Source organism: Dactylosporangium salmoneum (genome assembly GCF_039532525.1).
Lineage (GTDB): Bacteria > Actinomycetota > Actinomycetes > Mycobacteriales > Micromonosporaceae > Dactylosporangium > Dactylosporangium salmoneum.
In genome coordinates, this window is the sequence record NZ_BAAARV010000019.1 from 17,584 (window position 1) to 44,359 (window position 26,776).

Annotated in this window: 16 protein-coding genes, 1 pseudogene and 2 CRISPR repeat arrays; of the genes and pseudogenes, 9 read left to right on the forward strand and 8 right to left on the reverse strand. The window is 69.6% G+C overall.

All coding sequences use genetic code 11. From position 1 onward, the window contains the following. Positions 1-397 precede the first annotated feature (397 nt). On the reverse strand, positions 398-1,918 hold the full coding sequence (locus ABD352_RS10560; RefSeq protein ID WP_344612094.1) for an APC family permease: 1,521 nt from the start codon (positions 1,916-1,918) through the stop codon (positions 398-400). Positions 1,919-2,748: 830 nt separating this feature from the next. On the opposite strand from ABD352_RS10560, the gene ABD352_RS10565 reads away from it, so the two are divergent. The 4 genes from ABD352_RS10565 (at position 2,749) to ABD352_RS10580 (ending at position 5,455) form a co-directional block, all read left to right on the forward strand. Beyond that, a complete protein-coding gene (locus tag ABD352_RS10565) occupies positions 2,749-4,011 on the forward strand; it encodes an NsdA family TPR-like regulatory protein (protein WP_344612095.1) in 1,263 nt (420 codons plus the stop codon). Then, on the forward strand, positions 4,008-4,544 hold the full coding sequence (locus tag ABD352_RS10570) for a GNAT family N-acetyltransferase (RefSeq protein ID WP_344612096.1): 537 nt from the start codon (positions 4,008-4,010) through the stop codon (positions 4,542-4,544). Before ABD352_RS10565 ends, ABD352_RS10570 begins: the two co-directional genes overlap by 4 nt. A gap of 252 nt (positions 4,545-4,796) precedes the next feature. Further along, on the forward strand, positions 4,797-5,144 hold the full coding sequence (locus tag ABD352_RS10575; protein WP_344612097.1) for a helix-turn-helix domain-containing protein: 348 nt from the start codon (positions 4,797-4,799) through the stop codon (positions 5,142-5,144). Continuing rightward, complete coding sequence (locus ABD352_RS10580; RefSeq protein WP_344612098.1) at positions 5,141-5,455, forward strand: hypothetical protein; 315 nt, start codon at positions 5,141-5,143, stop codon at positions 5,453-5,455. Before ABD352_RS10575 ends, ABD352_RS10580 begins: the two co-directional genes overlap by 4 nt. 16 nt (positions 5,456-5,471) lie before the next feature. Here the strand turns inward: ABD352_RS10580 and ABD352_RS57570 are convergent, their stop codons facing one another. Beyond that, positions 5,472-5,831, reverse strand: a complete 360-nt coding sequence (locus ABD352_RS57570) for a transposase (RefSeq protein WP_425553524.1) — start codon at positions 5,829-5,831, stop codon at positions 5,472-5,474. 21 nt (positions 5,832-5,852) lie between these two features. Then, positions 5,853-6,339: a CRISPR direct-repeat array (repeat unit 37 nt; unit sequence GTTGCGATCCTCGCCCGACCCGAAGGCCGGGCGCAGC). Between the two features lie 93 nt (positions 6,340-6,432). Continuing rightward, positions 6,433-7,731: a CRISPR direct-repeat array (repeat unit 37 nt; unit sequence GTTGCGATCCTCGCCCGACCCGAAGGCCGGGCGCAGC). A 346-nt stretch (positions 7,732-8,077) separates the two neighbouring features. Between ABD352_RS57570 and ABD352_RS10590 the strand changes: the two genes are divergently transcribed. After that, complete coding sequence (locus tag ABD352_RS10590) at positions 8,078-8,551, forward strand: CHAT domain-containing protein (RefSeq protein ID WP_425553519.1); 474 nt, start codon at positions 8,078-8,080, stop codon at positions 8,549-8,551. Beyond that, positions 8,548-11,016: a lipase/acyltransferase domain-containing protein gene (locus ABD352_RS10595; protein WP_344612101.1), complete on the forward strand. Its 2,469-nt coding sequence runs from the start codon at positions 8,548-8,550 to the stop codon at positions 11,014-11,016. The genes ABD352_RS10590 and ABD352_RS10595 overlap by 4 nt, the downstream gene beginning before the upstream one ends. 505 nt (positions 11,017-11,521) lie before the next feature. Here ABD352_RS10595 and ABD352_RS10600 read toward each other — a convergent pair. The 4 genes from ABD352_RS10600 to ABD352_RS10615 form a co-directional block, all read right to left on the reverse strand. Next, a complete protein-coding gene (locus ABD352_RS10600) occupies positions 11,522-11,881 on the reverse strand; it encodes a hypothetical protein (RefSeq protein ID WP_344612102.1) in 360 nt (119 codons plus the stop codon). After that, entirely contained in the window at positions 11,872-12,450 is a 579-nt protein-coding gene (locus tag ABD352_RS10605; RefSeq protein ID WP_344612103.1) for a hypothetical protein, read from the reverse strand. The genes ABD352_RS10600 and ABD352_RS10605 overlap by 10 nt, the downstream gene beginning before the upstream one ends. Positions 12,451-12,609: 159 nt before the next feature. Next, positions 12,610-14,622: a hypothetical protein gene (locus tag ABD352_RS10610; RefSeq protein WP_344612104.1), complete on the reverse strand. Its 2,013-nt coding sequence runs from the start codon at positions 14,620-14,622 to the stop codon at positions 12,610-12,612. Continuing rightward, complete coding sequence (locus ABD352_RS10615) at positions 14,615-15,325, reverse strand: Hachiman antiphage defense system protein HamA (RefSeq protein ID WP_344612105.1); 711 nt, start codon at positions 15,323-15,325, stop codon at positions 14,615-14,617. The genes ABD352_RS10610 and ABD352_RS10615 overlap by 8 nt, the downstream gene beginning before the upstream one ends. Positions 15,326-16,440: 1,115 nt before the next feature. Between ABD352_RS10615 and ABD352_RS10620 the strand changes: the two genes are divergently transcribed. From ABD352_RS10620 to ABD352_RS10630, 3 genes and pseudogenes are all read left to right on the forward strand, one after another. After that, positions 16,441-19,053 carry a hypothetical protein gene (locus ABD352_RS10620; protein WP_344612106.1) on the forward strand — a complete coding sequence of 871 codons (2,613 nt, stop codon included), beginning with the start codon at positions 16,441-16,443 and terminating at the stop codon, positions 19,051-19,053. Continuing rightward, complete coding sequence (locus tag ABD352_RS10625) at positions 19,026-22,208, forward strand: DEAD/DEAH box helicase (protein ID WP_344612107.1); 3,183 nt, start codon at positions 19,026-19,028, stop codon at positions 22,206-22,208. The genes ABD352_RS10620 and ABD352_RS10625 overlap by 28 nt, the downstream gene beginning before the upstream one ends. A 292-nt stretch (positions 22,209-22,500) precedes the next feature. After that, positions 22,501-22,602, forward strand: a pseudogene (locus ABD352_RS10630) (IS5/IS1182 family transposase); the annotation flags it as partial. Between the two features lie 161 nt (positions 22,603-22,763). On the opposite strand, the gene ABD352_RS10635 reads toward ABD352_RS10630, so the two are convergent. Together ABD352_RS10635 and ABD352_RS10640 are read right to left on the reverse strand one after the other, a co-directional pair. Further along, complete coding sequence (locus ABD352_RS10635) at positions 22,764-25,391, reverse strand: hypothetical protein (RefSeq protein ID WP_344612108.1); 2,628 nt, start codon at positions 25,389-25,391, stop codon at positions 22,764-22,766. Next, entirely contained in the window at positions 25,388-26,755 is a 1,368-nt protein-coding gene (locus ABD352_RS10640) for a hypothetical protein (RefSeq protein WP_344612109.1), read from the reverse strand. Before ABD352_RS10640 ends, ABD352_RS10635 begins: the two co-directional genes overlap by 4 nt. Between the last annotated feature and the right edge of the window lie 21 nt (positions 26,756-26,776).

Below are 26,776 nucleotides of genomic sequence, written 5' to 3' on the forward strand. Positions count from 1 at the left end.
CCCGCCGGCTGCGGTCGGCGGCCCCTGCGGTGACTGATACATCGTGGCCTCGTCGCGGTAGCCGTCCCGGTCTCGCAGCTGTGGAAAGCCGACGCGGCCGTGCCGCTCGTCGGGGGCTCCATCCGGGCGTCCGGCCTGAACAAACTCGGTCGTGGGCATCGTCTGTCCGGCCTGCGGCCCGTGCCAGTCTCTGGCAGGTTCGCCACCGGCACCGGGCGCCGTGACGGGCTGCAGCCACGCGGTCTGCGCGTCGGCGGCTGCGGTGCCAGGTGCCTGCTCGGCCGGCCACGCGCCGCGCGCGGTCAGCTGGTCGGCTGGGCCTTGGACCAGGTAGAGCGGTGCGCGGGTGCGTCGCTGCTGCGGCAGCGCCTTGCCGTCGGGATGCGGGTGCGGGCGGCTAGACACGGAAACCCACCTGCAGATCCGGAACCGTGACCTCGTCCGGGCGGCCCCGGCCGACCTCGGCGTAGCGGTCCGGCCATCGCCGCCGCACCCGCCACGCGTACCCGAACCCGGCCAGGACCACCGCCACGACCAGGAGCGGGATGACGGCCTGCAACCCGGCACTCGTCGCGCCCAGCACGGCGGACTGGTTGGACACGATGACGGCGAGGAGCCCGCTACCGGCGATCGCCCCCAGGACCGGCCCCGCCGTGCGCACGGTCACCGGGTCGTGGCGGCCGCCGCCGCCCTTACGGAAGTAGAAAACGGTGGCGATCGACACCCCGATCAGCATCACCAGGACCCCGACCGCCGCCGCCGAGGACAGCCAGATGAACATCCCGCCGATCGGGTCGACCCGCAGCAGCGTGCACACCCCGATCACCACCAAGGCGATCCCGGACTGCAGCAACGACGCCGGCGCCGTCGCCCCCGCCATCCGCCCGCCGAGCCGGCCAACGTCGGCCAGCCACACCGGGATCACCCGCTCCCGGGCGATCGCATGCACATACCGGCCGATCGTCTGATGGAACGACAACGCCGAGATCAGGAAGCTGCACAGCATCAGCGCCCGCGCCACCACGACCATGCCGCCGCCATAGCCGGCGGCCACGATCGTGAACGGAAACCCCGTCCGCGACGCACCCTGGGATTCGGCGACGATCTGCTCCGGGCCAGTCCACACCGGCAACGCCCACGCCATCGCGCAATACACCACCGGCAGCACCACCAACGCCGCCACCGTCGCCCGGACCACCGTCCTGTCGGTCTTACCCTCCTCCGCAAACGACGCCCCCGACTCGGCCCCGACGAACGCCGCCACCGTCAGCGCGAACACCAACCCGACCTGGCCCCGCTGATCCCACAACGCCCCGACCGCCAAGGGCGCCGTACTGACCCGCCCGCCATGCGGATGTGTGAACGCGGCCAGGATCACCGCCCCGATCATCAGCAGCTCAGCCACCCCGACCACGGCGATGACCACCTTGCCCAGCGAGAAGTTCGCCACCCCGAACACCGCCACCACCACCCACGCCGCGACCGCCCACACCGTCCAGTGACCGACACCGGTCAGATCAGCGGTGGTGGCACCGATCAGCCCGTACAACGAGATCTGGATCGCGTTCGTCGCCGCGAACATCAACGCCCCACCCGCGATCCCCCAACTCGGCCCCAACCCCAAAGCCAGGAACGCGTACGCCGGGGCAGCGTTGCCCTCCCGGTTCGTCATCGCGAGATACCCGATCATCAACAACCCGAGCGCCCCGCCGACGATCAGGAACGCAAGGGGTGTGCCGAGCACACCCGTGGCGGCGTAGGTGTTGACGACACCACCCACCAGCACCGCCATCGGCGACGTCGCCCCCACCATGAACTGCCACGCATTGAAACCATTGATATGCCGACGGATCAACCCAGCCGCTGGACGCACACCGCACCCCCCACCATCCCGTACAACGCCGCCACCGACGGACACGCCAGCGAACCGCACTGCTGCCGATGCGCGGCAAACACCGACCACGTCATCGGCGCCACCGTCACCGCAAGCGGCCGGAACGGGCCACGCTGCCAAAACCTCTGCACGCACGCGGCCCTACGTTGCGTCCGCGGCAAACTCACCGTGAACTGCACGAAGTCGTGACTCACCAGTCCGCCTGCGGCAGGCCAGTCGATCCGCACCGCAAAACCCTGCCGGTCAGGATCCGGCCGCAACACCCGGCCCGGCCAACCGATCAAACGGCAAACAGCCCCGGACATCGGCGACCGCGTCGTCGGTCCCATCCCCAAGCTCCCCAGATAGATGTCAACTACGCCGCCCACGGAGCGGACCGCGACGGCATCAGGCCACAGACGCCTGCTGTTGTGCGGCCGCCACAATTCCGCCGCAAACCCAGCACGCACGGGGTCTTCGGGGCTTTCTTCGTCGGAGGGACGGCAGGTCGCGGCCGCAGCCTTTGCCAGACAGCGCGGACGTGACCTGCGCGTCCGGTCGGCTGAAGGGGACATCTGTTCCTCGCTCAGTGGCGCCAGGAGTCAGCGGAGGGGGTTCGCATCCGCAGCGGTAGGACGCCTACAGTTATCGACAGATCGACGGCGAGCAACGCGAGATGGCATAGCGGACGTATACCTGCACGCATAAGACGAGGTGAGGACGTGGCAGGAGCCGGAGGACAGCGCTGCCGGGGGTGCGGTCAGCCGCTTAGTCGCTACAACGACACCGGCCAATGCAGCGTTTGTCTCACCAGCCGCCGCGGTACGCCGAGCCTGGTGCAACCCATCCCACCCGGCCTCTGGTTCAGGCCAGAGATGCGCACGGCCCTCAGTGAATGGGACTGGTCCGCCGTGCTCACCCTCGTCGTCACTGCCACCGGCATCAGCCAGCTCGACCTCGCCAGTCTCACCGGGTTTTCCCAGCCACACGTGTCCCGCCTGATGAAAGGCACCGCGAAGTGCTTCGACATCCGCGCGATCAACCGGATGGTCGACGGACTGGGCGCCCCGCGCAGCTTCGCGGGTCTCGCTCCCATTGCGGCCATCGACGGGGTTACCGTTGCTCTGAACCCGTCAGAGAAGGTGGATCCGATGCACCGCCGCGTACTGCTGACCACCTCGTTCGCGCTGCCGATCGCCGCCGTCCTCGGAACAGACGTCCAGTCCAGCGTCGTGACCCAAGGCCATGCCCGGAAGATCCGAAGCCTGCTGCCCGAGTTGTATTCGCTGGACGACCAGGCCGGCGGTACGCCGGTCAGCGACGTCACCCAATGGTGTCTGCGCGAGGTCGACGCGTTGTTGCAGAACGCCGAGTACAGCGAGGCCGTTGGCCAAGACCTGCAACTGGCCTACGGGGAACTCGCCGAGATGGCTGGCTGGCTGGACTTCGACGCCGGCAGAGTGTCATCCGCCCAGCACTATTTCGGTGAAGCCCTCCGCGCTGCTCAACTGGCCGACGATCTGAACCTTGAGGTGCTGGTCCTGGCTAGCATGATCATGTTGGCACGGCACAGGGGCCGGCCCCGCGAAGCTGTCCAGCTGGCCCAGCTCGCGCAACGACGGGCCCGTGGATGGGGTAGCCCTCGCCTCATGTCACTTCTGGCCGCTCGCGAAGCCACCGCTTGGGCGCAGGCCGGCGATGCCTCGGCTGCCCAGAGCGCCATGGCACGCGCGCTGCACACGTTTGAACCGAACCGGTCTGATGTTGATCCGGTGTGGCTGTCCTTCTACACCGCAGCCGAGTTGACCGCCCAGCAGGCGTCCGTCAGCACCTACCTGGAGAGACCAGCGCAAGCAGCGACGCAACTCCGAAGGGTGGTCCAATCACTGGAGCCGCACTACACCCGCAACCACGCGCTCTACACCGCCCGACTCGCGCTTGCCCATCTCGCAGACGGCGATGACCGGCAGGCGTGCCGCACGCTGGTACCAGCGCTTCGCGAGTTCACTAGCATCAGGTCCGGTCGTGCCGCGGCCCACCTCTGCGAGTGTCTTGCTGCCCTTCGGCACAGTCGCACAACGGAAAGTCGGGATCTCATCGAACAGGCAACAGCACTCGATCTCGTGGACACTGCATGAACCGCGCAACCGTTCGACCGCTAGCCGGCTCTGAACTCACCGACCGCACCGAGGAACTCACGGCAATATATGCCGCCGTGTACCGCGAACCGCCGTACAACGAAGACGAACACCACGCGAAGGAGTTCGCCAGCCAGATTGCTGAACAGAGCCAGCGGCAGGGGTTTCTTCTCATCGCGGCCGAAGTCCCAGACCGTTCACTAGTCGGCTTCGCCTATGGAATCACATTTCCATCGGACCGTTGGTGGCGCAGCGCAGGCGCCGAACCGGCGCGCACACGGGGTCACCAGAAGTTCGCCATCATCGAATGGGTCGTGCTTGGACCGTGGCGCGGGCAGGGAATCGGCCAGCTTCTGTTCTCGCGACTCCTCGCGAACCGTCCAGAACCTCTCGCCACGCTATGCTCGAATCCGTCTTCCGACGCACGGACGATTTACCGATCGTGGGGATGGGAACAGGTCGGCACCACCAGCCCGCCGAACATGGAACCGATGGACGTCCTCATCAAAACCCTGACACCACCCGAACTGTGATGGGACCGCGTCAAGGACTCGTGTCTGTGGCCATCACGCTGTACTCCATAAGGCTGATACGCCACTGCGAAAACGGCAGCAAGGCTGGCGGCGTCGTCGAGGTAGAGCGCCTGGTTGGACCGACAGCGCCACGATGTAGGCACCGAATTGCCGGTCACCGGACGCCTTGGCCAGCCGCAGGCCCGCATTACAGAGATTGAATGGTCAGGGTTAGGTCGGAGTCGCTGCGGCGTGTCGACGTGACCGCGGTCGATGGGTGGCGTATCTGGTTCGGGTGCGCTATCCCGACGGTGGTGGGCTGACGGCCGAGGGCCGGGCCCGCGTGAGGCGGTCCGGTTGCAGGCTGCGGCGTTGTTCGCGCAGGACGTGCCGGTCCCGGAGATCGCCCGACGGCTGCGGGTGTCGCACAACGCGGTGTACGTGTGGCGACGGCGATGGCTGGCCGACGGTGCAGCCGGGTTGGCCTCCAAAGGCCCGTCCGGTACCGGCTGCCGGCTGTGTGGACGACTACCTAATTCGATGTCGACCGCTACAGAGGTTGAACTACTGAGATTTGAGTTGGTCCGAGGTTGCGCCTTCGTGCAATGCTGCCCGTCATGACGGTAGGCGAGCCGGTCGTGATGCAGGTGTACTGCCGCGTTGAGGTCGTGGTCGATGACCCGGTCGCGGTCGCTGAGCTGGCTGTGCGACGGCTGCGGGATGCGGGCATCGACTGGTCGCGTGAGCAGGACACGGTTGAGGACGCTGCGGCCGAGCTGCGCGAGGACTTGGCGCAGGCGTTGGCCAGCGTGGTTGATCCAGAGCGGATGCTGGCCGACGTACCAGGTGTGGAGGTACGTCGTGGACGGTGGTGGGCCAAGCACGGAAGTCCCTCGGCCCGGTTCGCGCCCGGCTTCGCGGCGGGTGGCTGAACAGGGATGTGGCTGGTTACGGCGGCTGCGGGCCAAGGGCCAGGCCGGTCTGGGCGAGGAAGCCGTTGATGAGGTCCGGTCGGTACTGGATCTGCTTCAGCCGGGTCTTCACGGTGGCGGCGAGTTGGTCCAGACCGCAGGCGGCGAGGTAGCTCAGTCCGCGTTTCATGTGTGCCCAGACGCCTTCGACCGGGTTGAGTTCCGGGGTGTAGGCGGGCAGCCGTACCACGGTCAGCCACCGCTGGTGCGCGTCGAGAAACGCGCGCATCACGGCGCTGACGTGCGTGTTGAGGCTGTCCCAGATCAGGATGATCGGGGCGTGTAGTTGCTGGTGCGCCCGACCCGAAGGCCGGGCGCAGCCGCCGATCAGGACGATCGTCTCCTGCGAGACGAAGCTGTTGCGATCCTCGCCCGACCCGAAGGCCGGGCGCAGCGGAAGAGTAGAGGTGCATCCTGATGCCCGGCACGACGTTGCGATCCTCGCCCGACCCGAAGGCCGGGCGCAGCATCGTCCGGTCCGACCGGCTCGGGAACGCCAAAGAGGTGCCGTTGCGATCCTCGCCCGATCCGAAGGCCGGGCGCAGCCGATCCCGGCCGCGGCGTAGGTGTTGACCTTGGCGTTGCGATCCTCGCCCGACCCGAAGGCCGAGCGCAGCTCGCCCAAGCTCAGTCGGTTGGACGCCGCGACCTTGTTGTTGCGATCCTCGCCCGACCCGAAGGCCGGGCGCAGCGCGTCCCCCGTCGCGCCCCCGGCCGGGCCTAACCACGTGGTGCGGTCCTCGCCCGACCCGAAGGCTGGGCGCAGCTCAGCCCGATCTTGAGGGCTTTCGCGGCTTCCTGGTACGTGTTGCGATCCTCGCCCGACCCGAAGGCCGGCCGCAGCTCACCCGCTGGATCATCGACCAGGCCGCCGCCTACGCGTTGCGATCCTCGCCGCGCAGCGGCTCCACGGGGCTCTCAGCGGGCCGCGGGGCCGTGTTGCGATCCTCGCCCGACCCGAAGGCCGGGCGCAGCGCGCACGAGGGTGTCACGCTGCGGATTGAGGTAGTGGTTGCGATCCTCGCCCGACCCGAAGGCCGGGCGCAGCCCCGCCACTACGGCGAGCCGGTCCTGGTGCGTGGCGTTGCGATCCTCGCCCGACCCGAAGGCCGGGCGCAGCGCCCGTCGGGGCGACAACGACGCTCGTCACAGCCCCGTTGCGATCCTCGCCCGACCCGAAGGCCGGGCGCAGCCGGCCCTCCACCTGGTAGGTCGCGGACGTCACCGTGTTGCGATCCTCGCCCGACCCGAAGGCCGGGCGCAGCCTCCAGGGCAACAGCGACCGCTGTTTCGCTCACCGCGTTGCGATCCTCGCCCGACCCGAAGGCCGGGCGCAGCAACCACCCCGACAACGGGGGTCAGGTCGACCCTGACCCCGGTTGCGATCCTCGCCCGACCCGAAGGCCGGGCGCAGCTCGAGCAGGACCGCGGTGATGCCGCAGGTCCGGACGCCGTTGCGATCCTCGCCCGACCCGAAGGCCGGGCGCAGCACGTGACGTTGTGCTGGAAGGTGGCCTCACCGCAGTAGTTGCGATCCTCGCCCGACCCGAAGGCCGGGCGCAGCGTCCAAGCACCTCATCCACTACCGGGTCAACGACTTCGGGTTGCGATCCTCGCCCGACCCGAAGGCCGGGCGCAGCATCCACTGATAGTGGTACGGGGTGCCCGACCCGGTCAGCGTTGCGATCCTCGCCCGACCCGAAGGCCGGGCGCAGCCTCGGGGGACCGCTCGTGCTGCGCGGCGATCGCCCAGTTGCGATCCTCGCCCGACCCGAAGGCCGGGCGCAGCGAGACCATCTTGGCCATCTCGCCCTGCGTGACGTGGTTGCGATCCTCGCCCGACCCGAAGGCCGGGCGCAGCCTTCTGCCCGACGATCATGGGGTCGGCGCCGCTGTCCAGTTGCGATCCTCGCCCGACCCGAAGGCCGGGCGCAGCCGCCGAGGCCTACGCCTGGACGGTCGGCATGAAGTCGTTGCGATCCTCGCCCGACCCGAAGGCCGGGCGCAGCGTACGGCGACACCGATCTGGCCGCCGCGGCCGGCTCGACGTTGCGATCCTCGCCCGACCCGAAGGCCGGGCGCAGCATGTCAGCTCTCCAGCAGTGCGGTGGCGATGGGGCCGTGTTGCGATCCTCGCCCGACCCGAAGGCCGGGCGCAGCTCCTGCTCGACGCCGACTACTGGTACGACAACCTCAGACAGTTGCGATCCTCGCCCGACCCGAAGGCCGGGCGCAGCGCTGAGGACCGNNNTGCTGCGCCCGGCCTTCGGGTTGGGCGAGGATCGCAACCACGGTCATGCTCGGCCTCCTGCGGGTTGCGGGGTGCTGCGCCCGGCCTTCGGGTTGGGCGAGGATCGCAACTCCGCGGGCTGAAGGTCTGAGCCGCCATGCGCTACATGGCTGCGCCAGGCCTTCGGGTTGGGCGAGGATCGCAACCACGACGTGCCGCTCAGCGTGTCGATCTACCGGCGTGCTGCGCCCGGCCTTCGGGTTGGGCGAGGATCGCAACACCCTGACCCCCAGCTGAACAGGGAAAACATGGGGGGCTGCGCCCGGCCTTCGGGTCGGGCGAGGATCGCAACCATGTCCACCACCCCGGGGCCGCCAGAGGCCGTCTCGGCTGCGCCCGGCCTGCGGGTCGGGCGAGGATCGCAACTCACGCTCCGCGCGTCCCGGACCCTGGTGCTGCTGAACGCATGCGGCAGCGCCCGACTCCTCGGCGACGACCGGCTCGGCGAGGAGCTCACCCGCAGCTTCGCCGAGATCTTCCTGCGCCGCGGCGCCCGCGGCGTCATCGCCACCACGGGAGACGTGCGCAAACTCGTCTCGGCCGAGTTCGTCCAGCAGCTGCTGATGGGCACCGAGCAGCACGACGTCAGCGTGCCCACCGCGCTGCGGGCCTACCGGGCCCGGCTGGCCGCCGACGTAAAGCACGGCGAGCGGGACGACGCCCGGGCGGAGGCTCGGCTCGTGGCGTTCTTCAACGGCTTCATGTACCTGTACTTCGGCAACCCGCACACCCTGCTGCGCATGATCCCGAAGGCGGCCGGCGAATGAGCGACGTTACAGTCCCCGGCATCGCCATCGCGGTGACGCCGGTCGTCAGTTGGCCCGCGCAGGCCCGGCCCGGCGGGCGCTATCTCGTCACGGTCGACCTGCGCCTCGACGAGCCGGGCTGGCCGTATCCGGAGGAGGAGTACCCGGTCGCGCTCATGCTGAGCGGCCGCCGCGGCATCGAGGTCAGCGTGCTCGGCGACGCCAGTGTCGTGCTGCACCGCTTCGGCGGCACTTACGGCACGGCGCGTTTCCTGGCCGCCGTCGACGCGACCAGCGAGCCGGACACCCGGTCCGGCCTCGGGCTGACCCTCATCAGCGCCGGTGGCGTACCCTTCCACGCCGTCGAACTGCCGATCCTCATCGCGGCGGAGGCGCCTGACCGCCCGGCTGTTGCACCGGCGTCACCCACAGCGCCGGACATCCGGTCGGATCGACTGCCGGACCTCCCGGGCAACGGCGTCGACGCCTGGTCGCTCCTCGCCCTCACCGTCCAGGACCGGCCCGCCCTGGCCATGGGCACGGACGCCGGCACGGTCCGGATCTGGCGGCCCTTCGACGGCGTCATCACCGAATACACCGTCGCCGAGGGCGAGCGCGTGCACGTCGCGTCGATCCCGGCCGAGTCCGGGCCGCCGCTGCTGCTGGCCGCCGCCGGGCCGACGCTCGCCTGTCTGGACCCGGCGACCGGCACGACCGTGGCCCGGCTGGTCCGGCCGCAGTTCGGCATGGTGACGGCGCTGGCGACGATCCAACGGCCGGAGAGCCGCCCACTGGTTGCCCTGGCCGCCGGCTCGGGCGTCATCCACCTGCTCGACAGCCGGCCCGACTTCCCTACCGTCGGCACACTGACCGGTCACGAAGGCCCGGTGTTCGCGATGGCGATGGTGCCCGACAGCCCCGCCCCGACCCTGGTCACGGCCGGTACGGACGCGCTCGTTCGGCTATGGGACATTCGGCAGTTCGCGCCCATCGACTCCTTGGTCGGTCATCGAGCCCAGATCAACGGGATCACTCCGGTCGCCGGAGCCGGGGCACGACCGTCGGTGGCCACGGCGAGCGACGACGGCACGATCCGCGTCTGGGACCTGTCGACCCGGTCCGCCGCGGTGGTCGCCGAGAAGCGTGGCGAATGGATTAACACGGTCATCGAGCTTCGCGAGGGCGGGCGCCGGCCGGTGCTGCTGTGGGGCGGCCGGTCCGGGATGCTCACCTGGTCCGACCGAGCGTCGCGGACGCTGTCGAGTCAGGGTGGCTTTGCTCGACGTCTCGCGCCGGTGACGGCGCTTGCCACCTTCGAGTGGGACCGCCGGGAAATCGTCGCGATCGCCCGGGAGGGTGGCGCGGTGGCGCTCCGGCTGGCCGCCGATTTCCGGGCCGCTCCCCGGTCACCTCGGCCGGAGTCGAGCCTGGCCGAGACCGACGCGATCATCGCCGTTCCCAACATCCTGGGCAGCGAGCTGGTCGAGGTCGAGACGGGCCGGGTCCTCTGGGGAGCGGCCGACCCCGCCTGGTACGTCAGAGCGCTGACCACCGGGTCCGTGCTGCGGTCGCTGGCGATGACCGAGGACGAACTGGCCGGCCGTCCGGGCCGGGTCCGGCCCACCCGGCTGCTTCGCGCGCCCGCGATGCTTCCGGTTCTGTCCGCCATCGAGCCCTACACCCACCTGCTGCGCACGCTGCGCCGAGTCGTCCGGCACCCCGACGCCGTACTGGAGTTTCCCTACGACTGGCGCCTGTCCGTCGCGGCCAACGCCCGTGAGCTCGCGCACGCGGCCGAGCTGCACCTCGACCGATGGCGGACCCACCCACAGGGATCCACCTCCGCCCGCCTGGTGCTGATCGGGCACGGCATGGGCGGCCTGATCGCCCGCGCCTTCACGGCCACCCTCGGCGACGACTCGGAAGTAGCCCTGACCATCGGCATCGGCGTGCCCTACTCGGGCACCGTCGCGGCGCTGCGCCTGCTGACCGGCGGCGGCGCCGGTGTGCCGGTCACGCGGGACCACCTTCGGGCGTTCTCCGGGCTGCCCGGCATCTACGACCTGCTGCCGACCTACCGATGCGTGGTGGACGGCAGCGGAGTGCGCGACCTCACGCCGCACGATGTCGCCAGCAGCGGCGGCGACCGGCAACTCGCGGTGGCGGCGCTGGGCGCCGGCCGGGAGCGCCGTCTCCTGGGGGGCGGGCCGGTCATGAACATCATCGGCGTCGGCCAGCCGACGCCACAGAGCGTTCGGATCGAGTCCGAGCAGCTGACGGTATACAAATTCCTGCCGACGGACGACGGCACCCAGTTCGACCATGGCGGCGACGGGGTCGTGCCGCGCTTCTCCGCCGCCCTGCCCGGGGACGAGGGCTCCCGGATGTACGTCGAGTCGACGTCCGCGGCGATGTGCAAGTCGGAAGATGTGCTGGCGTCGATCCGGGCGAGGCTCACCGAACGGCCGATCGGGCCGCTGCTCTGAGGAGCCGCCGCACGATCATGGGGTGAAGCTGTGGGAACGGTCGGATGTGCTGGGGCAGCTGGAGGAGTTGCTGGCGGACAGCGGACGGGCCGGGCGGGTCGCGCTCCCGGCCGGTGAGGTTGGCATGGCCCCGAACACGTCATCCCCGCCTTGCAACCGCTCATCGTCAAGGGCACCCCGCAAGTGGAAGGTGGCACGACCTCGCGTATTGCGTCCTACGTCTCGCTCGCCCCAGCACCAGCCCGGTAACAACGGCGATCGCTCACTCAGACTGGCGGTCTGACTGCCTTCGAGGCCGCGCATAGCGCGGTTGGCAGCGTCAAGATGTTGGTGCAGTTCGAACAGACGATCCGGGCCTCTCGGCGGACTGCGAGAGGCCCGGCAGGTTGGATGCTTTCGAAGGCGCACCAGGTTCCTGGTGCGGTTCGAAAGCATCCAACGGTCGGCTGTGCAGCGGGGGGCTTTGGGGGGTAAGCCCCCTTCTCCGCGGTCGTACCCCGGCTTGCTACCGCCACCGCATCTTCTGCGGCTTGGGCTTGCGGGCCATCAGCCAGGTGCAGCAGGCGATGCCGGCCGTTGTAATGGTAGTCACCGCCAGGAGCGCCGGTGTCGGCAACGCGCCGCCGACCTTGACGATCCAGGCGGCGGAGGCCGCCATCCCGGTGCACCCCAGCCCGAACGCGCAGAGTCGGATGACGCCTTCGGCGTGCGCGCCGCGGACCGACAGCCCAGTATTGAGATCTTTATATGTGAGGTTGACCGAGGCGTTGTCGGTCGGCTCGGAATCGATCGGCTCGGCTCCCGTCGAGGCCGCGGTCGCGGTCTCGGACGCCGGGGAGCTCAAGTCACAGAAGATCAGGACCACCTCGGCCCAGATCTTAGTTTGATCGGGAAGCGAGACCTGACGTCCTGAGGGATCGGGGACGTGCCGAAGCCCGGGAGCGCGAAGAATGTTTGCTTGCCGGTCGTTGCCGCCAGCGGTTGTTCGGTCAGCGTTGAGATGGTCGCGTATGGCGCCGGCTGCATCTCCTGGCGCACGAGCGTCCCGGCAACAACCTGGCTGTCTTCCAGCGCGTCCTCAGACGCGCTGATTGCGCCAGGTGCGATGCGTCGCTTGGCGCAGGTAAGGCCGATCTCAGCCGGGCTTAACCACATGCTGTCCCAGCAACCGTCCCGAGTTGGCCGAGGCGGCCGGGCGGGGTACTGCTCCGTGGTCCTGGCCGCCCCGGTTAGGACCAACCAGAACCGCAAGTTGCCCGTGTCGTCCGATGACTGCAGGTCGATCCAGTAGTCGATCGATGTTGTTGTGCCGCTGCTTCGGACAAACACCCGCAGAATCGCATCGACGTCCGGGCGGTCGAAGTAGACGCGGGCCGCTCCGCTCACCTTGGGTGGCTGCGGCGAGGCCGCCAGGGTGTCGAACCAGAGGTACATTCCCGCCATCGACGCCAGCACGAAAGCAGGGGCGAAGACCCGGCCAGCCTACGCCTCACCCCGGCGAGCCCGGGCCGCCCACTGCGGATCACCGCCACCCCCGGCCCGAACCCGAGGAAGCGCTTCAGGCTCACCGCCCCTCCTCGCCAGTACTGACGATCAGGCGTCGCCGGTCACGCCGAGCTCCTCGACCAGGACGTCCAACGCGGCCGGCTCATGCGCGACGAGCCACGGTAGGACGGCGTCCCAGGCGGCGAAGGACAGCGCCTCCGCGATCAACCGCCGCCGCGCTGGCGGCGGGAGCTGATCCGCGATCGCCAGGAGAGCCTTGGCCCGTTCGGGCGGAAGGTCGATGCTGCGGGCGACCGACAGCGCCCGGTCGATGTCGCCGACGGCGAACATCGCGGCCGCGAACGCCGCCAGCGCCTCGGACCGTTCCTCGGCAAACCGCACGCCGCGCGCTTCCGCCTCCGCGCGGTCCGCCCGCTCCTTGTCACCCGGTAGATGCCTGGCGATCGTCGCCAGCGCCTTGGCGCGCTCGTGGTCCTGCGGGATTGCCAGGCCGACTCGTTCGGCGAGCTCGACGTCGCCGCGCTCGCAGGCCGGCCGCACGATCGGCGCCAACGCCCACGTCCGCTCGTTGAGATCGTCGAGACCGAGGGCCAGCGACTCCGCGAGTTCGCCGCGCCCGACCTCGGCCAACGCCGCCGTGTAGTCCGGCCGCTCCCTCGGATCCGCCGCCTCGAACAAGTCGCGGATTTCTAGGTCACTGCTTCCCTGCACCGACACGCCGATACGAACCTCGACCGGCTCCGCGTCCGCCGGCTCGGCGGTGGCCTGCCCGTGTCGACCGGCGTTGCGCCGGTGGTAGGTGTACATCTCGGTGATTAGCGAGTCGCCGCCCGGGTCCAGCGCGTTCGTCAGCGCCTCCGCCTCGGAGAACCGCTCCCACCGAACCAGTTCGCCGACGAGTCTCATCGTCACGAGATCGCGATCGTCGTAATGCGCATCAGACATGATGCCGCCATGGATCTGTGCGACAAGCCGGCCGACATGCTCGTGTGAGCCCGTTTTCAGCAGGACGAGGGCGAGTTCGACGAGCGCGACCGGCGAATCGAGACCGACGGCGGCCCGGACCGACTGCTCGATCTCAATGGCGATTTCGGCCGCCCGTTCGTGGTCGCCGGCGCAGGCGCGGCCGTATGCCACGACCGCCAAGGCGTTCGCCTTCGCCGCTGGGTCCGTTCCCGCACGCGCGATGCTCTCAGCCCGTGACAGCTCCCCGTTGTCCACGAGGGCGTGGATCACAATCATGTCGGCGTTCGCCCGAGCCAGACCGCGCTCCGCGGCGACCGCCGCGAGGCTGGCCGCCAGCTCAACCTCGCCGTTCGCCAACGCCTGTTCCGCGACTGCCTCAAGGGCACGCTCGAGTGCGGTTCGATCAGGGAAATGGTGGTCCTCGCGGACGGTCATCTCGTGCAGCGCCTGGACGCTCGCCTGGAGGTCCCGCGCCGCAATCCATGCGCGTACGACATGGAGTTGCGCCGTGACGCGATCCTCGTCCGGCGCCGACCGAGCGACGGCCGCCGCCGAGCGGGCGTGGTCCGCCGCGAACTCGGGGTCAACGGCGCGCGCGAGAGACGCGAATGCCGAACACCGGCTTGTCGCCGACGTAAGCATGGCCGACGTGGCTTCGGCTCGCCAGGTGTCGCCGGCCGCCACCGCCAGCGCAACGGACTGCTCCAGCGGGTCAGTGTCGATCGGCAGGTCAAAGCTATCAAGGTAGGCCCGAGCCAGAGTCGCCGCGTTGGCCTGGTATCCGGCCAGGCTCCACACCGACGCGGCCACCGCCAATAGTTCGGTGCGCCGCCAGCTACCCTCCGATGCCCGGGCGGCAAGATCTGTGTATGCCTCCGCGATCGCGGGAAGATCGCCCGGGTTGCGGCGACGCTCACGCGGGCTGCGGGTCATCTCGCCACGACGAGCAACCGCCAGTGCCCGCAGTAGGCTGCGGTCGTCGATGGTGAAGTCGGGCTGCGGAGCCTGAGGGTGGCGTACCTGATTGAACAGGGTCGCGGCCCGAAGCTGCGCGCGAAGCCCGGGCCGTGCCGGTCCCTGCTCTCGCAGCATCTGCCGGCCCGTGCGATATGCCCAGCCGTCGTAGTCAGTCATTGCTCACCGGTTCCTGCTGCGCGGCGACGGCTGCACGTCTGGGACTGGCCTCTGCGGCTGTGTATGCCCGCTGCACGAGATCCTTCAACTCCGGCAGCCGGATCACCGTCACCTCGATCGGCTGCGACGCCACGGCCACCAGCCGCTCGACGACGCGGTCATCCCAGCGGTCCCGGTCGTGCACCAGCACGATGTGCCGGGCTACCTCGTAAGGCTCCATTAACAACCGTCCCACGTGTTTGGCCAGCGCATTGTGATTCTCCACCAGGCGCTCGAACACGAAAGAGATGCTCTCGTCGAGGCGCTGCAGCACCGACTCCAAACTCTCGTGCGCCTCCCTTCCGACCCCCAGGTCCTTCGCCGACCGGGTCTTCACCTCCGGCACCGCCACCACCGGTGGGTCCGCCCGAAGCCGGAACGCCAGCACGTCACAGCCCTGCACCGCCTGGTTCGGTCGGTGCTTGTAGCGCAGCTTCAGCACCGGCACGCACCACCGCCGAACCCGACGAAACAGAGCCCCGGTCAGGGCCTCGCCGAAGTCCCCGTGCCGCACCGACACGTCAGTGGGGAACTTGTTCTTCCGCAGATAGTTCGCCACCAGCGGGACGCCGAGGTCGTCGAAAATCGCGGCTAACGCACCCGGCTGCACATAGTTGCGTGCCAACTCGTGCCCCAGATACGCCAGCAGCTCATCGTCATCCACCGCGCCTGTGTCCACAAGCACCTCAAGGTCAACATCAGTGCCGGGCGTGGAACGCCCATCCACCCTCAGCCATCTGTTGAGCACACCAGCACCAATCGCCACAAGGTCCAACAGTAAGGCCACATGACGTCGCCTGGCTGATATACACCTGGCTGATACAACAGCGCATCGACCAGGCCTGCAGCGACCGACGTTGAGTTGGCGGAGATCCAGACCCGTTTGGGCGCGGTCGCCCTCGAGCCGTGGGAGCCTTTGGTGGCGGGCCATGAGTTCTGGGGCGGCTCGGACTTCATCCCGGCTGGGGGCGGCGAGGAGACCGTGGTCTACATGCCTCCGCTGTGGGGGACCGATGGAGCCGCAAGCCACTCGAGCCGTACCATTTCCATCGCAGCGACGAGCTGGAGCAGGTCGTGGCCATCGCGGCCCGCGTCGACGACGCCGCCGCGCGCATCGCGCGGCGCATAGTCGACGCGCTGAGCGGGCGCGTCGATCTCCGCGCCGCGCTCCGGCGCCGACCGGCACCCGCATAGCCAGCTACGTCCGGAACATCCCCGGCATGACCACGTCGAACCGCGCGGTCAGCTCGTCATGCGGAGCGCGGGGCCACCCGAAATTCGACATAAGGTATGCCACCGCGTTGTAGAACACCGAGACGGCAAGCCGCGCCCGCTTCTCCACGAACTGCCTGGCCACGCTTTCGCCGGCTGTCTAGGGCCGGGGGAGGGCCGCGTTGGGGTTCGACTTCTTGAGTGCATCGAGTGTTCCGTACATGCGTTGACCTGCGCTGTTGGGTTGGCGACGTGCCGAGGTCCGACACGCACCATTTCCCAACGCCCTGACCTGCTGTCCGGGTGGCTGGCGGTCCCGCAGGTTGATTGACGTTCCGTCGGGCAGGCGGTGGCCTTTCGCGCGGTAGTGGTTGTGGCGCGTCCAGGGGAACGGGACCGCCCGCACAACGTCATCCACGTCGGACCCGACCACAGGTTGAGGGGAAGCGACGTCTAATCGAACCAGCGCGGCGCCGGGCCGGACCTCCCGGGGCCGGCCCCACCGAACGTTGGTGTCACTGCAGCCGGTGGCGGACGTCTGACGCTCCGCTGGCGTAGCCTGTCGCAGTGAACGGTGCTGGCGGCGGACACCTGGCTGCGTCTCCGTACTCGACCGGAGGCGGCGGCACGGTTCTCGAGCACCGCTACGGTGCCACGCTGCTGTCCTGTCTGCTGAGCGGCAACCCCGCGCCCGAGCTCGGCGACGATGCCACGCTCGAGTCCGTGACCTTCCAGGCCAGCGCGATCAGCCCGGTTGACGACCTGGTCGTGGCCGGTCGTACGCCCGACGGCGGCGAGCGCCGGGTGTCGATCGGGGTGCGGCGAGCGCCGGCGCTCGTCAGGAGCGACCACGCCTCGGCCGAACTGCTGACGTTCTACGTCCGCGTCGTCGCCGAGCACTGGGCGGCGGTGCGCGCCGGACGGTGGCGCCTCGCCCTGGCCGTGGCCAGCCCGAACCCGGCCGTGCAACAGCTCCGCGAGCTGACCGTAATCGCCCGGGCGGTCGGGGACGAGGCAGCGTTCCGCGCCGAGGTCGCGCGGCCGGGGCGGACGAACGACGACGTCCGCGGGCGGTTGCTCCACATCGATGCGCTGGTGACGACGGCCGCTGGCCGCACCCGCGTCGACGGCGTCGAGCCGGGCGAGCTCACCTGGCGCCTGCTGCTCGCCCTGTACACCCGGGAGCTGCGGCTCGAGGGCGGGGACGAGACGGATCGGACCGTCGCCGTCGGGCAGCTCCGGGCCGTGGTCGTCGACGACGTCGTGACACCGCCGCACCTGCTGTTCCCGCGGCTCGCGGAACTGGTGGCCCGCTACGCGCCCTCGGGTGCCCACGTCACCGAGTTCGTGCTCCGCAGAGACCTCTCCGGCACGCCGTTGCGGACGACCACGGCCCACCGATCGGCGTACCTGCAGTTCGTCCGGGACGCGGCGCCGGCCGTCCTCGTCGGGCGGGAACGTGAGCTCGCCGAGCTCGAGCGGTTCTGCCTCGACGACGGTCCCGGCTACCGCTGGCTGCGGGCCGGTCCGTGGGCGGGCAAGTCGGCGCTCATCCGGTGGTTCGTGCTGCACCCGCCGGCCGGCGTCGCGGTGGTCTCGTTCTTCGTCACCGCCCGGCACCCGGGACAGCACGATCGGGCGGGTTTCGTCGACGTGCTGCTCCAGCAGCTGGGAGAGCTGCTGGGCGGGCCACCGCCGCTGCTGCTGACCCAGGCCACCCGCGAGGTGCACCTGATCGAGTTGCTGCACCGGGCCGCCACGGAGCTACGTGGGCGGGATCTCCGCCTGGTGCTCGCCGTCGACGGCCTCGACGAGGACCGGGGTGTCACCCCGGGACCCGACTCGCACAGCATCGCCGCGCTGCTGCCGCGGCACCCTCCGGAGAACCTGAAGGTAATCGTCACGGGGCGGCCAAACCCGGAGTTGCCGTTCGACGTCCCGGACGACCACCCGTTGCGGGAGCCGGAGGTCGCCCGGCAACTGGAACCCTCGCCGGAGGCGCAGGTCGTCCGCGCCGAGATGGAGCGCGAGCTGCGGCACCTGCTGTACGGCACGAGCCAGGAGCGCGACCTGCTCGGCGTCCTGACCGCCGCTGGCGGCGGCCTCACCGGAGCGGATCTCGCGACGCTGAACGGCCTCGATCCGATTGACATCGACAAGCTGCTCAAGGCCGTGTCGGGCAGGACCTTCGTGGCCTCGTCCGGTCCCTGGCGGGCGGACGAACGGTACTACGCCCTCGGCCATGAGGAGCTTCAGCAGGAGGCAGTCCGGGTCATGGGCCGAACCAGGCTCCTGGCCTACCGCGAGCGCATCCACGCATGGGCCGACCGCTTCCGCAACGCCGGCTGGCCCGGAGACACCCCCGGCTATCTGGTCGACAGCTACGTCCAGCTTCTGATCGACACGGCGGACCCGGATCGGCTGATCACGTACGCCACCGACGGGGGCCGCCACGACCGGATGCTGGATCTCAGCGGCGGCGACAACGCCGCCCTGACCGAGTTGGCGGCGAGCGCCGCGCTGCTGCGACGGCCGGATCGCCCGGATCTGCGCGCGTTGCTGCGCCTGGCCGTGCACCGTGACCGCCTACTTCGCCGCAACGAGCGGATGCCGGAGGAGCTGCCGGCAGTGTGGGCGGTCCTCGGCAACCGCAACCGGGCCGAGGCGTTGGCCCGCGCGATCCACCGCACTGACGGCGGCGCGGACGAGGCCCTGATCCTGCTGGCGGAGGAGGTCGCACGGAACGGCGACTACGACAAGGCACGGCAGCTCGCGGAGGAGATCCATCCGTACGGACGCGCCGACGCGCTCTGCCGCTTGGCCATGCTGGCCCATGCAGGCGGACGCGGCGAGCAGCTCGACGGGCTGTTCGCGGCTGCCGAGTCGGCTGCCGCGGCTGTGACGACCGACGAGGAAGTCCGTGGCTTCGCGTTCGGGCAGGTCGCGGTCGCGTGTGCCACAGCCGGCGACTTCGCCGGCGCGCTCGATGCGATCGACAAGATCGAAGTCCTGGATCGACGCTTCGGTGAGGTACTGATTCGCGTCGCGACGCTCGCGGCGGCCATCGGCGAAGAGCCGACCGTTCGCGCGATCGTCGATTACTGGCGACCGGTCCGCTTTCAGAACCCGCCACAGTGGTTGCGCTGGAGTCCGTGGCGCCGACAGCGATCGCCGCGCTGACCGGATTCATCCTGGCCCGGGACGTGGCTGAGGTCGCGCGGTTCGGGGCGCTTGGCCAACAATGGCTGCCAGTTGTGGGCGAGCGAGTCGCAGAACAGGCCGAAAACGGAGTGCTGGACCTGTCGGACGCGGCGGCGTTGGCGGCGTACGGCCTGACCGCTCGCGCTGCTCGTGGGTTGGTGACGCTGTGGCGCCGTGGCGACCTAATCGCTGGACAACAGGCGGCGGCTGACCTACGGCAGGCTTCGGCGCTGCTGCTCGACGCCTGCGTGGTGGACACTTGGACGTTGGTCGACTGCCTGGCGCACGTGGTAGAAGACATCGTGGCCACCTCGCCGTGGCGTATGCTCCACCGCGCGAGCAGTTGGAACCCGCGCTGGCGTCGTTACGTGCGTGGTCTGGCGCTGGCTGAGCATCCCGTTGTGCAGGTGTGGCCGTCGCAGCGCCGGGCATTGGATGCCGGCCTGCTGGCCCCGAACCCGGCGAACCTAACCGTCACCATGCCCACCTCGGCGGGCAAGACCTTCGTGGCCGAATGGGCGATCCTACATGCGCTGGCCGAGCCGGCATCGGATGGGCAGCCCGACAAGTTGGCGGTGTATGTCGTGCCGTCACGGGCCCTGGCGGGCGAGGTAGAACGGCACCTCACCGACCGGCTCGGGGTTGCCGGACTTCGGGTCTCTGGCCTGTTTGGTGGTGCTGAGCATGTGCAGTTTGAGCTGCGCCTGATCGCCACTACCGACGTGTTGGTCGTGACCAGCGAGAAGCTGGACCTGTTGCTGCGCAACGACCCAGGTGCGGCCGATCGGCTTGCACTGGTACTCGTCGACGAAGGGCACTTACTCGGTGAAGGCGACCGGGGGTTGCGCCTGGAGCTGCTTCTGACCCGCATCCTCCGCCGTGCCGCCACTGCTCGGATGGTCGTGCTGTCCGCGGTGCTGCCCAACGCCGCCGACATCGCCGGCTGGCTCGACCCCGCTGGCAATGCCGAGCCTGTGCGTATCGACTGGAGTCCGTCACAGCTACGGGTCGGGGTCTTCCACTGGCGCGGGCAGGTCCGCGATGGCCAGCACGGCGTGATCGACTATGTTGACCACGACCACGAGGCTGGATTCTTCTTGCCTTACGTGCTGACCCGCCGGGTGCCGCGCACGCTGCCGTTCCCCAGGGAAAAGAAGGACATCGCGGCGGCCCTAGCCGTGCACTTCGACCGGCTGGGCCCGGTACTGATCGCCTCGCCCACCAAGCCCAAAGCCGTGGCCGCGGCCCGGGCACTGCAGCAGTCGTGCGAGCGCGACGGCATCCTTCTCGGCGCCAACGCCGCCAGCGAACTAGAGCCAGACGTCCTCGCCGAGCGCAACCGGCTGGCGGTGGAGATGGCCAGCGAGGTCGGGCCCGGTTCTGAGTTGATCACCATGGTTCTCTCCGGTATCGGCTATCACCACGCCGACGTGCCGGAAGCAGTTCGCCAACGCCTGGAAGCCGCCTACAGGGCCGGCACCATCCGCGTGTTGTGCGCGACCAGCACCCTGAGCCAGGGCGTAAATCTGCCCACCAAGACGGTCATCATCCCGGACACGTGGCGGGGGCCAGGCCAGCAGATCACGGTGCGGGAGTTCTGGAACCTCGCCGGTCGGGCAGGGCGTGCCTTCCGGGAAACCGAAGGCCACGTCATCCTCGTCGCCGACACTGAGGCCCAAGCCCGGCGGCTGGCCAGCCGCTACCTCAGCCGGACGAACACCGAACCGGTCACCTCGCGTCTGTACGAGCTGTACCGACGGCTCGCGGTCGCCCGACTGGGCCGTACACAGATGAGTGTCGCCGAGTTGGCAGCCCTGGATCTTCCCGACCCCATCGGCAGTGACACTGACGCCTTGGCGTGGGTGGAGACTCTGGACTTCCAACTGCTCGAACTGCTCGGGGAAGAGGTCGTCGACACCGCCGACGAGGCCCTGCTGCTTGACGCGGTGACCCGCGCGCTCGGTGAGACGCTGGCTGCCCACCAGTTCGGCGCACGCGAGATCCCTCTCGCGCCGCTGGCGAAGCTGGCTGCCCGCCGGGTCCGTGCCCTTGTCGCCGCGGTCCCGGACCGGGCGACCCGCGCAGCGTTCGTGCGCACAGGGCTCAGCGTCGCCGGGTGCCACGACGCCCTGACCGCGGCGACCGAACTCGCCGAAGCAATCAACGCCAACCCTGCCCTGCTTAGTGAGGAAGCCTGGCCCCTGCTGCGCAGCATGCTCCTCCACCACGCAGTCACGGTCTCCGAGATCCGCCGCTCTTGTGAGAGTAAGGGGATCGACCCGGCCGTCTTGCCGGCTCTGGCCGGCGACTGGATCGATGGCGTGCCGCTGGACCGATTGCGGCAACACCACGGCGCTCCCATGGCCGCAGGCGACGCCATGCGCTTCACTAGCATGCTCGACCGCATCGTCGTGCAAGACCTCGCCTGGGTACTCTCAGCGATCCTGCAGATGCTCGAACTTCGCCTCGGACAACCCGCAACCGGTCCGATCAGCGCGGTGTCGGCGATGGCGAAGTACGGCGTGCCTACCGTCGCCGCCTGTTACGCCGCCAGCATCGGCATCCGCGACCGAGCCGCTGCCAAGGCCATCGGCGAGCTGTACTCGACCGACGCCACCGGCGGTTTCCCGGCCTTCCTGGAATGGATCGCCCAACTCAGCCCCGCACAAGCGGGGAAGATCGCAGGCCCGACCCTGGCGAAGCTCCTCGACCGGGCCGCGGCCCTGCTCACCCCTCGCAACGCCCTTCACCTCATCACCTCCGGCCGCGGCGTACTACGAGTGCCGCTGCGCGGCGTCCGCTATGCGGATGGACGATTCCTCCTCCGGACGTGGGTCGGCGTCGGGACTTCGGTGGAACTCGTCCGGGACTACGACAACCCGGTCGACCCGAACGCCATTGAGGTGCGGTGGCGAATCCTCGGCGACTGGCGACTGGGATACCTCGCTCGTGAGGTTGCCCGGGTCCTCGCTCCTTACATGGACGACGAGGACAACCCACCCATCGTCGCGCGTATCGCCGTACGCCCAGTCATCCCCACAACCGATGCGTACGCCCCGGCAGCCGAAGAGGCAGCCGACCGGCTGCTCTGGCAACGCGACGTGGTGCAGCTCGACCTCACGCTCCGCGGGTAGACCGCTGAGACAGGCCGGATTCTGCGAGCCTGGGGCGAGACAGCGCACGACCGCGCCGAGCGAACACCCGGATGGCAAACCTGAGGGCTGGCGAGTGACCGCCTTGCCGTTCACTTCCAGCTCGAGGTAGGACCACTGGCGCGCCGCATCACCGTCGTTGGCATCTACATTGAGCCATTTTCATCGTAACGGTGCTGGTCAGCGATGGTGTGGCGGGCAGGGTTCGACGTAGGGCGAGGCTCACGGTAAGACAGCTGTCGACCAAGACTTGATGCCCCGACCAGGAGCCTCGTTGCTGTCCTACCCTGCCACGATCACGCTGTCCACCCGCACCCTCAACGAACTCGCGGACCTGATCCGCCGACAACGCCGCAAGCGTCGCAGCCGATGGCGGTGTCAGCGCTCACGCATTTGATCCGTGGCGCGCTCGTCGCGCCCATCCGTGAGTCCGAGGGACTTCGGCGCGGTCGCTCGCCGTCTTTGCGATAGGCACAACGAGCGGGATGGGGCTCTGTCCGTCGTGCTTGTCCCCCAAAACTCCGCGAAGGTAGGCAATTACGGAGATGGCGTCCAGATGCGGCGTACGACGGCGGGCAGGTCGACGCCTGCCAGTTGGTTCAGGCGGTGCACCTCGGCGGGCGTGGCAGCGGAGAGCGGTGTCGTTCGCCCGCCGGGCGGTGCCGCCGGGATTCCGACTGTGAGGGAGAGGGGCGTCCTGGTGCTGGATAGTTCGTACAGTCGCCAGACGCGTGCCTGGGAGTCGGCCAGCACCATCGTGCTGCCGGCGAGGGCGATCAGGACGGTGTGCCGCTTGTTGCGCGCGACGGCGACGGCGTGGCCGGAAGCCCGGCTGAGCTCGGTCACGGCGCGGGCGGCGTTGCGGTAGGCGCTGCCGTCGCCTTCCACCCACCAGACGTTGCCGTCCAGACGGACGGCGATGCCGGCGTCGGCAAGGGTAGTGCGGGCCTCGACATGCGGGTCCTGCTTGGTGCTGCGTGCCAGGAGCACGGTGTCCCAGAGGCCGCGGGCGTCGGCGAGGATGGCGAAGGGCTGGGTTGCCGGGAAGAGGCGTTGCTCGGCCAGCTGGATGTCCACCTCGGCGACCCACTCGGCGGCGTCGCGCCATGCCTCGGTGGCGAGCACGTCGGCGGTCCGGCCGCCGTGCAGCGCGGTGTTGTGCCGCAGGGTGGTCATCGCGACCGCGAGCAGCGCGTACAGGTGCGCGAACGCCTCCGCGGGCAGCTCGTCGAGCATCTGGTCGTCGGGGACGAGCGACCAGATGAGCCAGCGCAGGTCGCGGCGCCAGTCCTCGTGCTCCTCCTCTCGCCAGACTCCTGCCGCGAGCAGCGTCAGGTACAGCGCGACGACCGTCATGCGTAGGTCGACGGCCGGCAGCGTCGACCGGTCGGCCTCCCGGCTGCGCGGCCCGGTCGCCGACGCTGCCCACTGGGCGGCGAAGCGCCGGTATCGGCGGCGTTCGTCGGGACGGACGGCGGGAGCCTGGCGGGCGGCCGTGTCCTCGTCGAGGTCGTCGAGCACCGACTCGTCCTCGCCCTCGGTGACCTCGCTCTCGTCAATGTCATCGATGGACCAACCGGCGGCCGGTGTGTGCTCGACGGCCGCCCGGAGCGGGAAGATCAGTCCTGCCAGGGCCGGTCCGAGCCGGCGGTCGCATTCCTCCAGGTAGTCGGCCCACCGGTCTGCGGGCGGTGCGTCTGCGCGCCTTGGCCGGTCACGTCCCGGGGACCCAGGTGCTGGCGCGGCCAGCTCCACGAGCCGGGCGAAGTCCGTGGTAAACCGTTGGGCGATCGATGGGTCGGTGAAGAGCTCGTCGGGCTGATACGTGTGCGCCAGCCGCGGTACATCAGCGGTGTCGCGACGGGGCCGGCAGCGAACCGGGTCGGTAACGAACACGACCGCCGACTCGCGCCGCTCACCGTCGACATCGATGAACGCGCGGACCGCGCCGCCGGTCTCCTCCGGGACCAGGAACCGGGCCGTGCGCTGTCCGTGGGGTACAGCGCCCACCTCCTGCCACGTCCCAGGAGCCGCCGATGGTGAGGTCTCGATAGCGACCCGGTGATCAAGAGCAACGGCCAGCTCGACAAGGAGTGTGCAGTCGACGAGCGCGCAGCCGAGCACCACGGGCGCCGGGCCGGACGACGCTGAGGGCGTAGGCGGCACCGACGCCAGGGTTCGGAGCTCCGTGTCGGGGTGCGGATCGCCGTCGGGCAGCAGCGGCGTCGCGTGGGGTGCGACGACCACCAGCTCGCAGTTGCCGCCCTGGACGGTGCTCATCAGCAGCGCCGACACGGTGATGTTCGCGCTGCCGGTCATGCCGACAGTGACGCCACCGGCGTCCCATTCGATCAACTTGCCGTGCCGGGCACGCCCTCGGCCGATGAGCCGGAACTCTTGACGTTCCGTGGACGCGGCGGCTCGCACGAGTGCGTCGCCGTTGAACTGCGCGACGGAGGGCTGCACCGCGATCCGTACGGCCCGTGGTCCGGTCCGCTGTACCAGCGCCCGCACGGCCTCGGCCTTCGGGTCGTAAAACGGCGCGGCGAGCCGTAGCTCGTCGACCTGCCCGCCGGGAACACGCTCCAACAGCGGCTGGTGCAGGTTGCCGAACGCCCGGAACGCCGACCACCGCTCGTCGACCGACGACGGACGGATCTGGTTCGCGACGTGACGCAGCGTGTCCGCGATCCAGCTGGCCACCGGCACGACGGTCGGCAGGTCGTGCAGCCATTCGGCCACGTCGATCATGAGCTGAGGCCCGGTCTGGCGAGAGCCGCGGGCCGTCACCCAAAGCTCGTGGTTGTGTCCCCAGCCGGACATGGTCGGGTTGCCCGACCCGACGGCCAGGACCGCGTCGTCGTCGCCGGTAAACACGACCAGCTTGGGATGGAAGGCCCGGTCACACACCGCGTGGCCGTGCTGGTACGCCATACCCGCCCGCCGCACGTCCACCGGATCGTGCACCGCCTGGTCGGCGTCGCCGAGGACCGTGATACGCGCGCCGAGACCGCGTGCGGTCGGGGTCGCGAACTTCTCCAGAAAGCCGAGATCGACGGTGTACCCGATGATGAGCATCTCGCGCAGCGGCGCGCGGTCGACCCGGTCACGCCACCGCTCCAGCAGCGTCAGCGGCGACCGGACGGCGTTCGTCACCTCGCTCATGCCGGCAGGTCCAGCAGATCGCACCCCTGGGCAGTTACCGGCTGGGCGGGATCTGCGGTGAGCAGACCGACCTGCGTCGCGATGCCAGCGAGTTGCGGGATACGCAGACCGATGTTGTCCCGCCCCTCCGCGGAATCCGCGAAGTACAGGCCGTTGCGCTCATGCAGCCGGCTGAACAGCGCGAAGGTGCCGTGCGGGCCGACCGCCACCTTCCGCATGGCTACTCGCCGCGACTGCGCCAACATGTCGTCGACCAGGCGGCGGCCCAGGTCGGCAACTGAGCGACCGGCGAACTCCCGGCGCAGCTGAGCTACCCACGTCGGGTCCAGGTACGTCGAACGCCGCCCCGCGAAGCTTCGCCGGGCCATGCCGGTCAGCGTGTCGAGGCGGCGAGCGCCGAGCAGCAGCACCGCGACGTCCGTCACCGTGCCCGCATCCGCGCGCCGGAGCTTGTCTTCAGCCGGATGAGGATCGCCGTCCAGATCGGTCGGTGGCAGGTCCGCGACGAAACTCGCGACGGTGCCGCTCGGCAGGCGGTCGCTGATCCACTCGTGCAGCTGGCGTCGAAACGCGCCGTCGCTGCCTACCGCCGCGACGAGGTCCGCCCACAGGCGCCGCCACGCACCGACAGAGTGGTGCCGCAGCACCACGCCACGCCACGTCGCGGTCCGCTCCTCCCCGCCGAGCACTGGGTCCTCGCGCGCCGTCGGCCCGTAGGCTACTCCGGCGGCGAAGGCCTCCAGCCACGTCTTCGCCTGCGGGTGCAACTGCCAGCAGCGCGCCAGCACCCGCAGGGTGGCCCGGCGGGTCCGGTCGTCGCCGCTCCACAGTGACGGGTCGTGCCGGCTGTCGAGCGTTGCCGTGAATACCCCGCGCAACGGCTCGAGATCGGGCGTCTGCTCCTGCTGCAAACGCAACCGCTCCAGCTCCGCCGACGGCAGGGAAATCCCCTGTCCTCGCTCGCAGGCGGTGAACAGCGGCGCGTACATGGCCAGCACCTGCGCAGGGCAGCGATGCCGGCCGGGACGCAACGCACCGCCGTCCGTCTCGACCGTGCCCAGCGCGACGCTCGGCCCGTTGTACTGCGACCAGAACCCCCACGACCGCGGCGAGTACGACCGCGCGCCGGCACCATCAGCCACCTCGAACTCGCTGCCCGGCGGCGGGTGAAGCCTAGTCAGCGCGTCCACACCGTGCGTCAACCCGAGCGTGCCGTCGGCGTCGTCGTACGCCTTCGAGATGACTGCCATCCCGACTTCTGCCCGACGGACCAGCCTGCGGCACTCATCACGGTTCAGACGACTCGCCTCGGCGTGCGCGGCGACGGCCCAGTAGAGGCTGTAATAGCGGGCGTAACGGGTCACAGTCGACACACCCGGCACAAG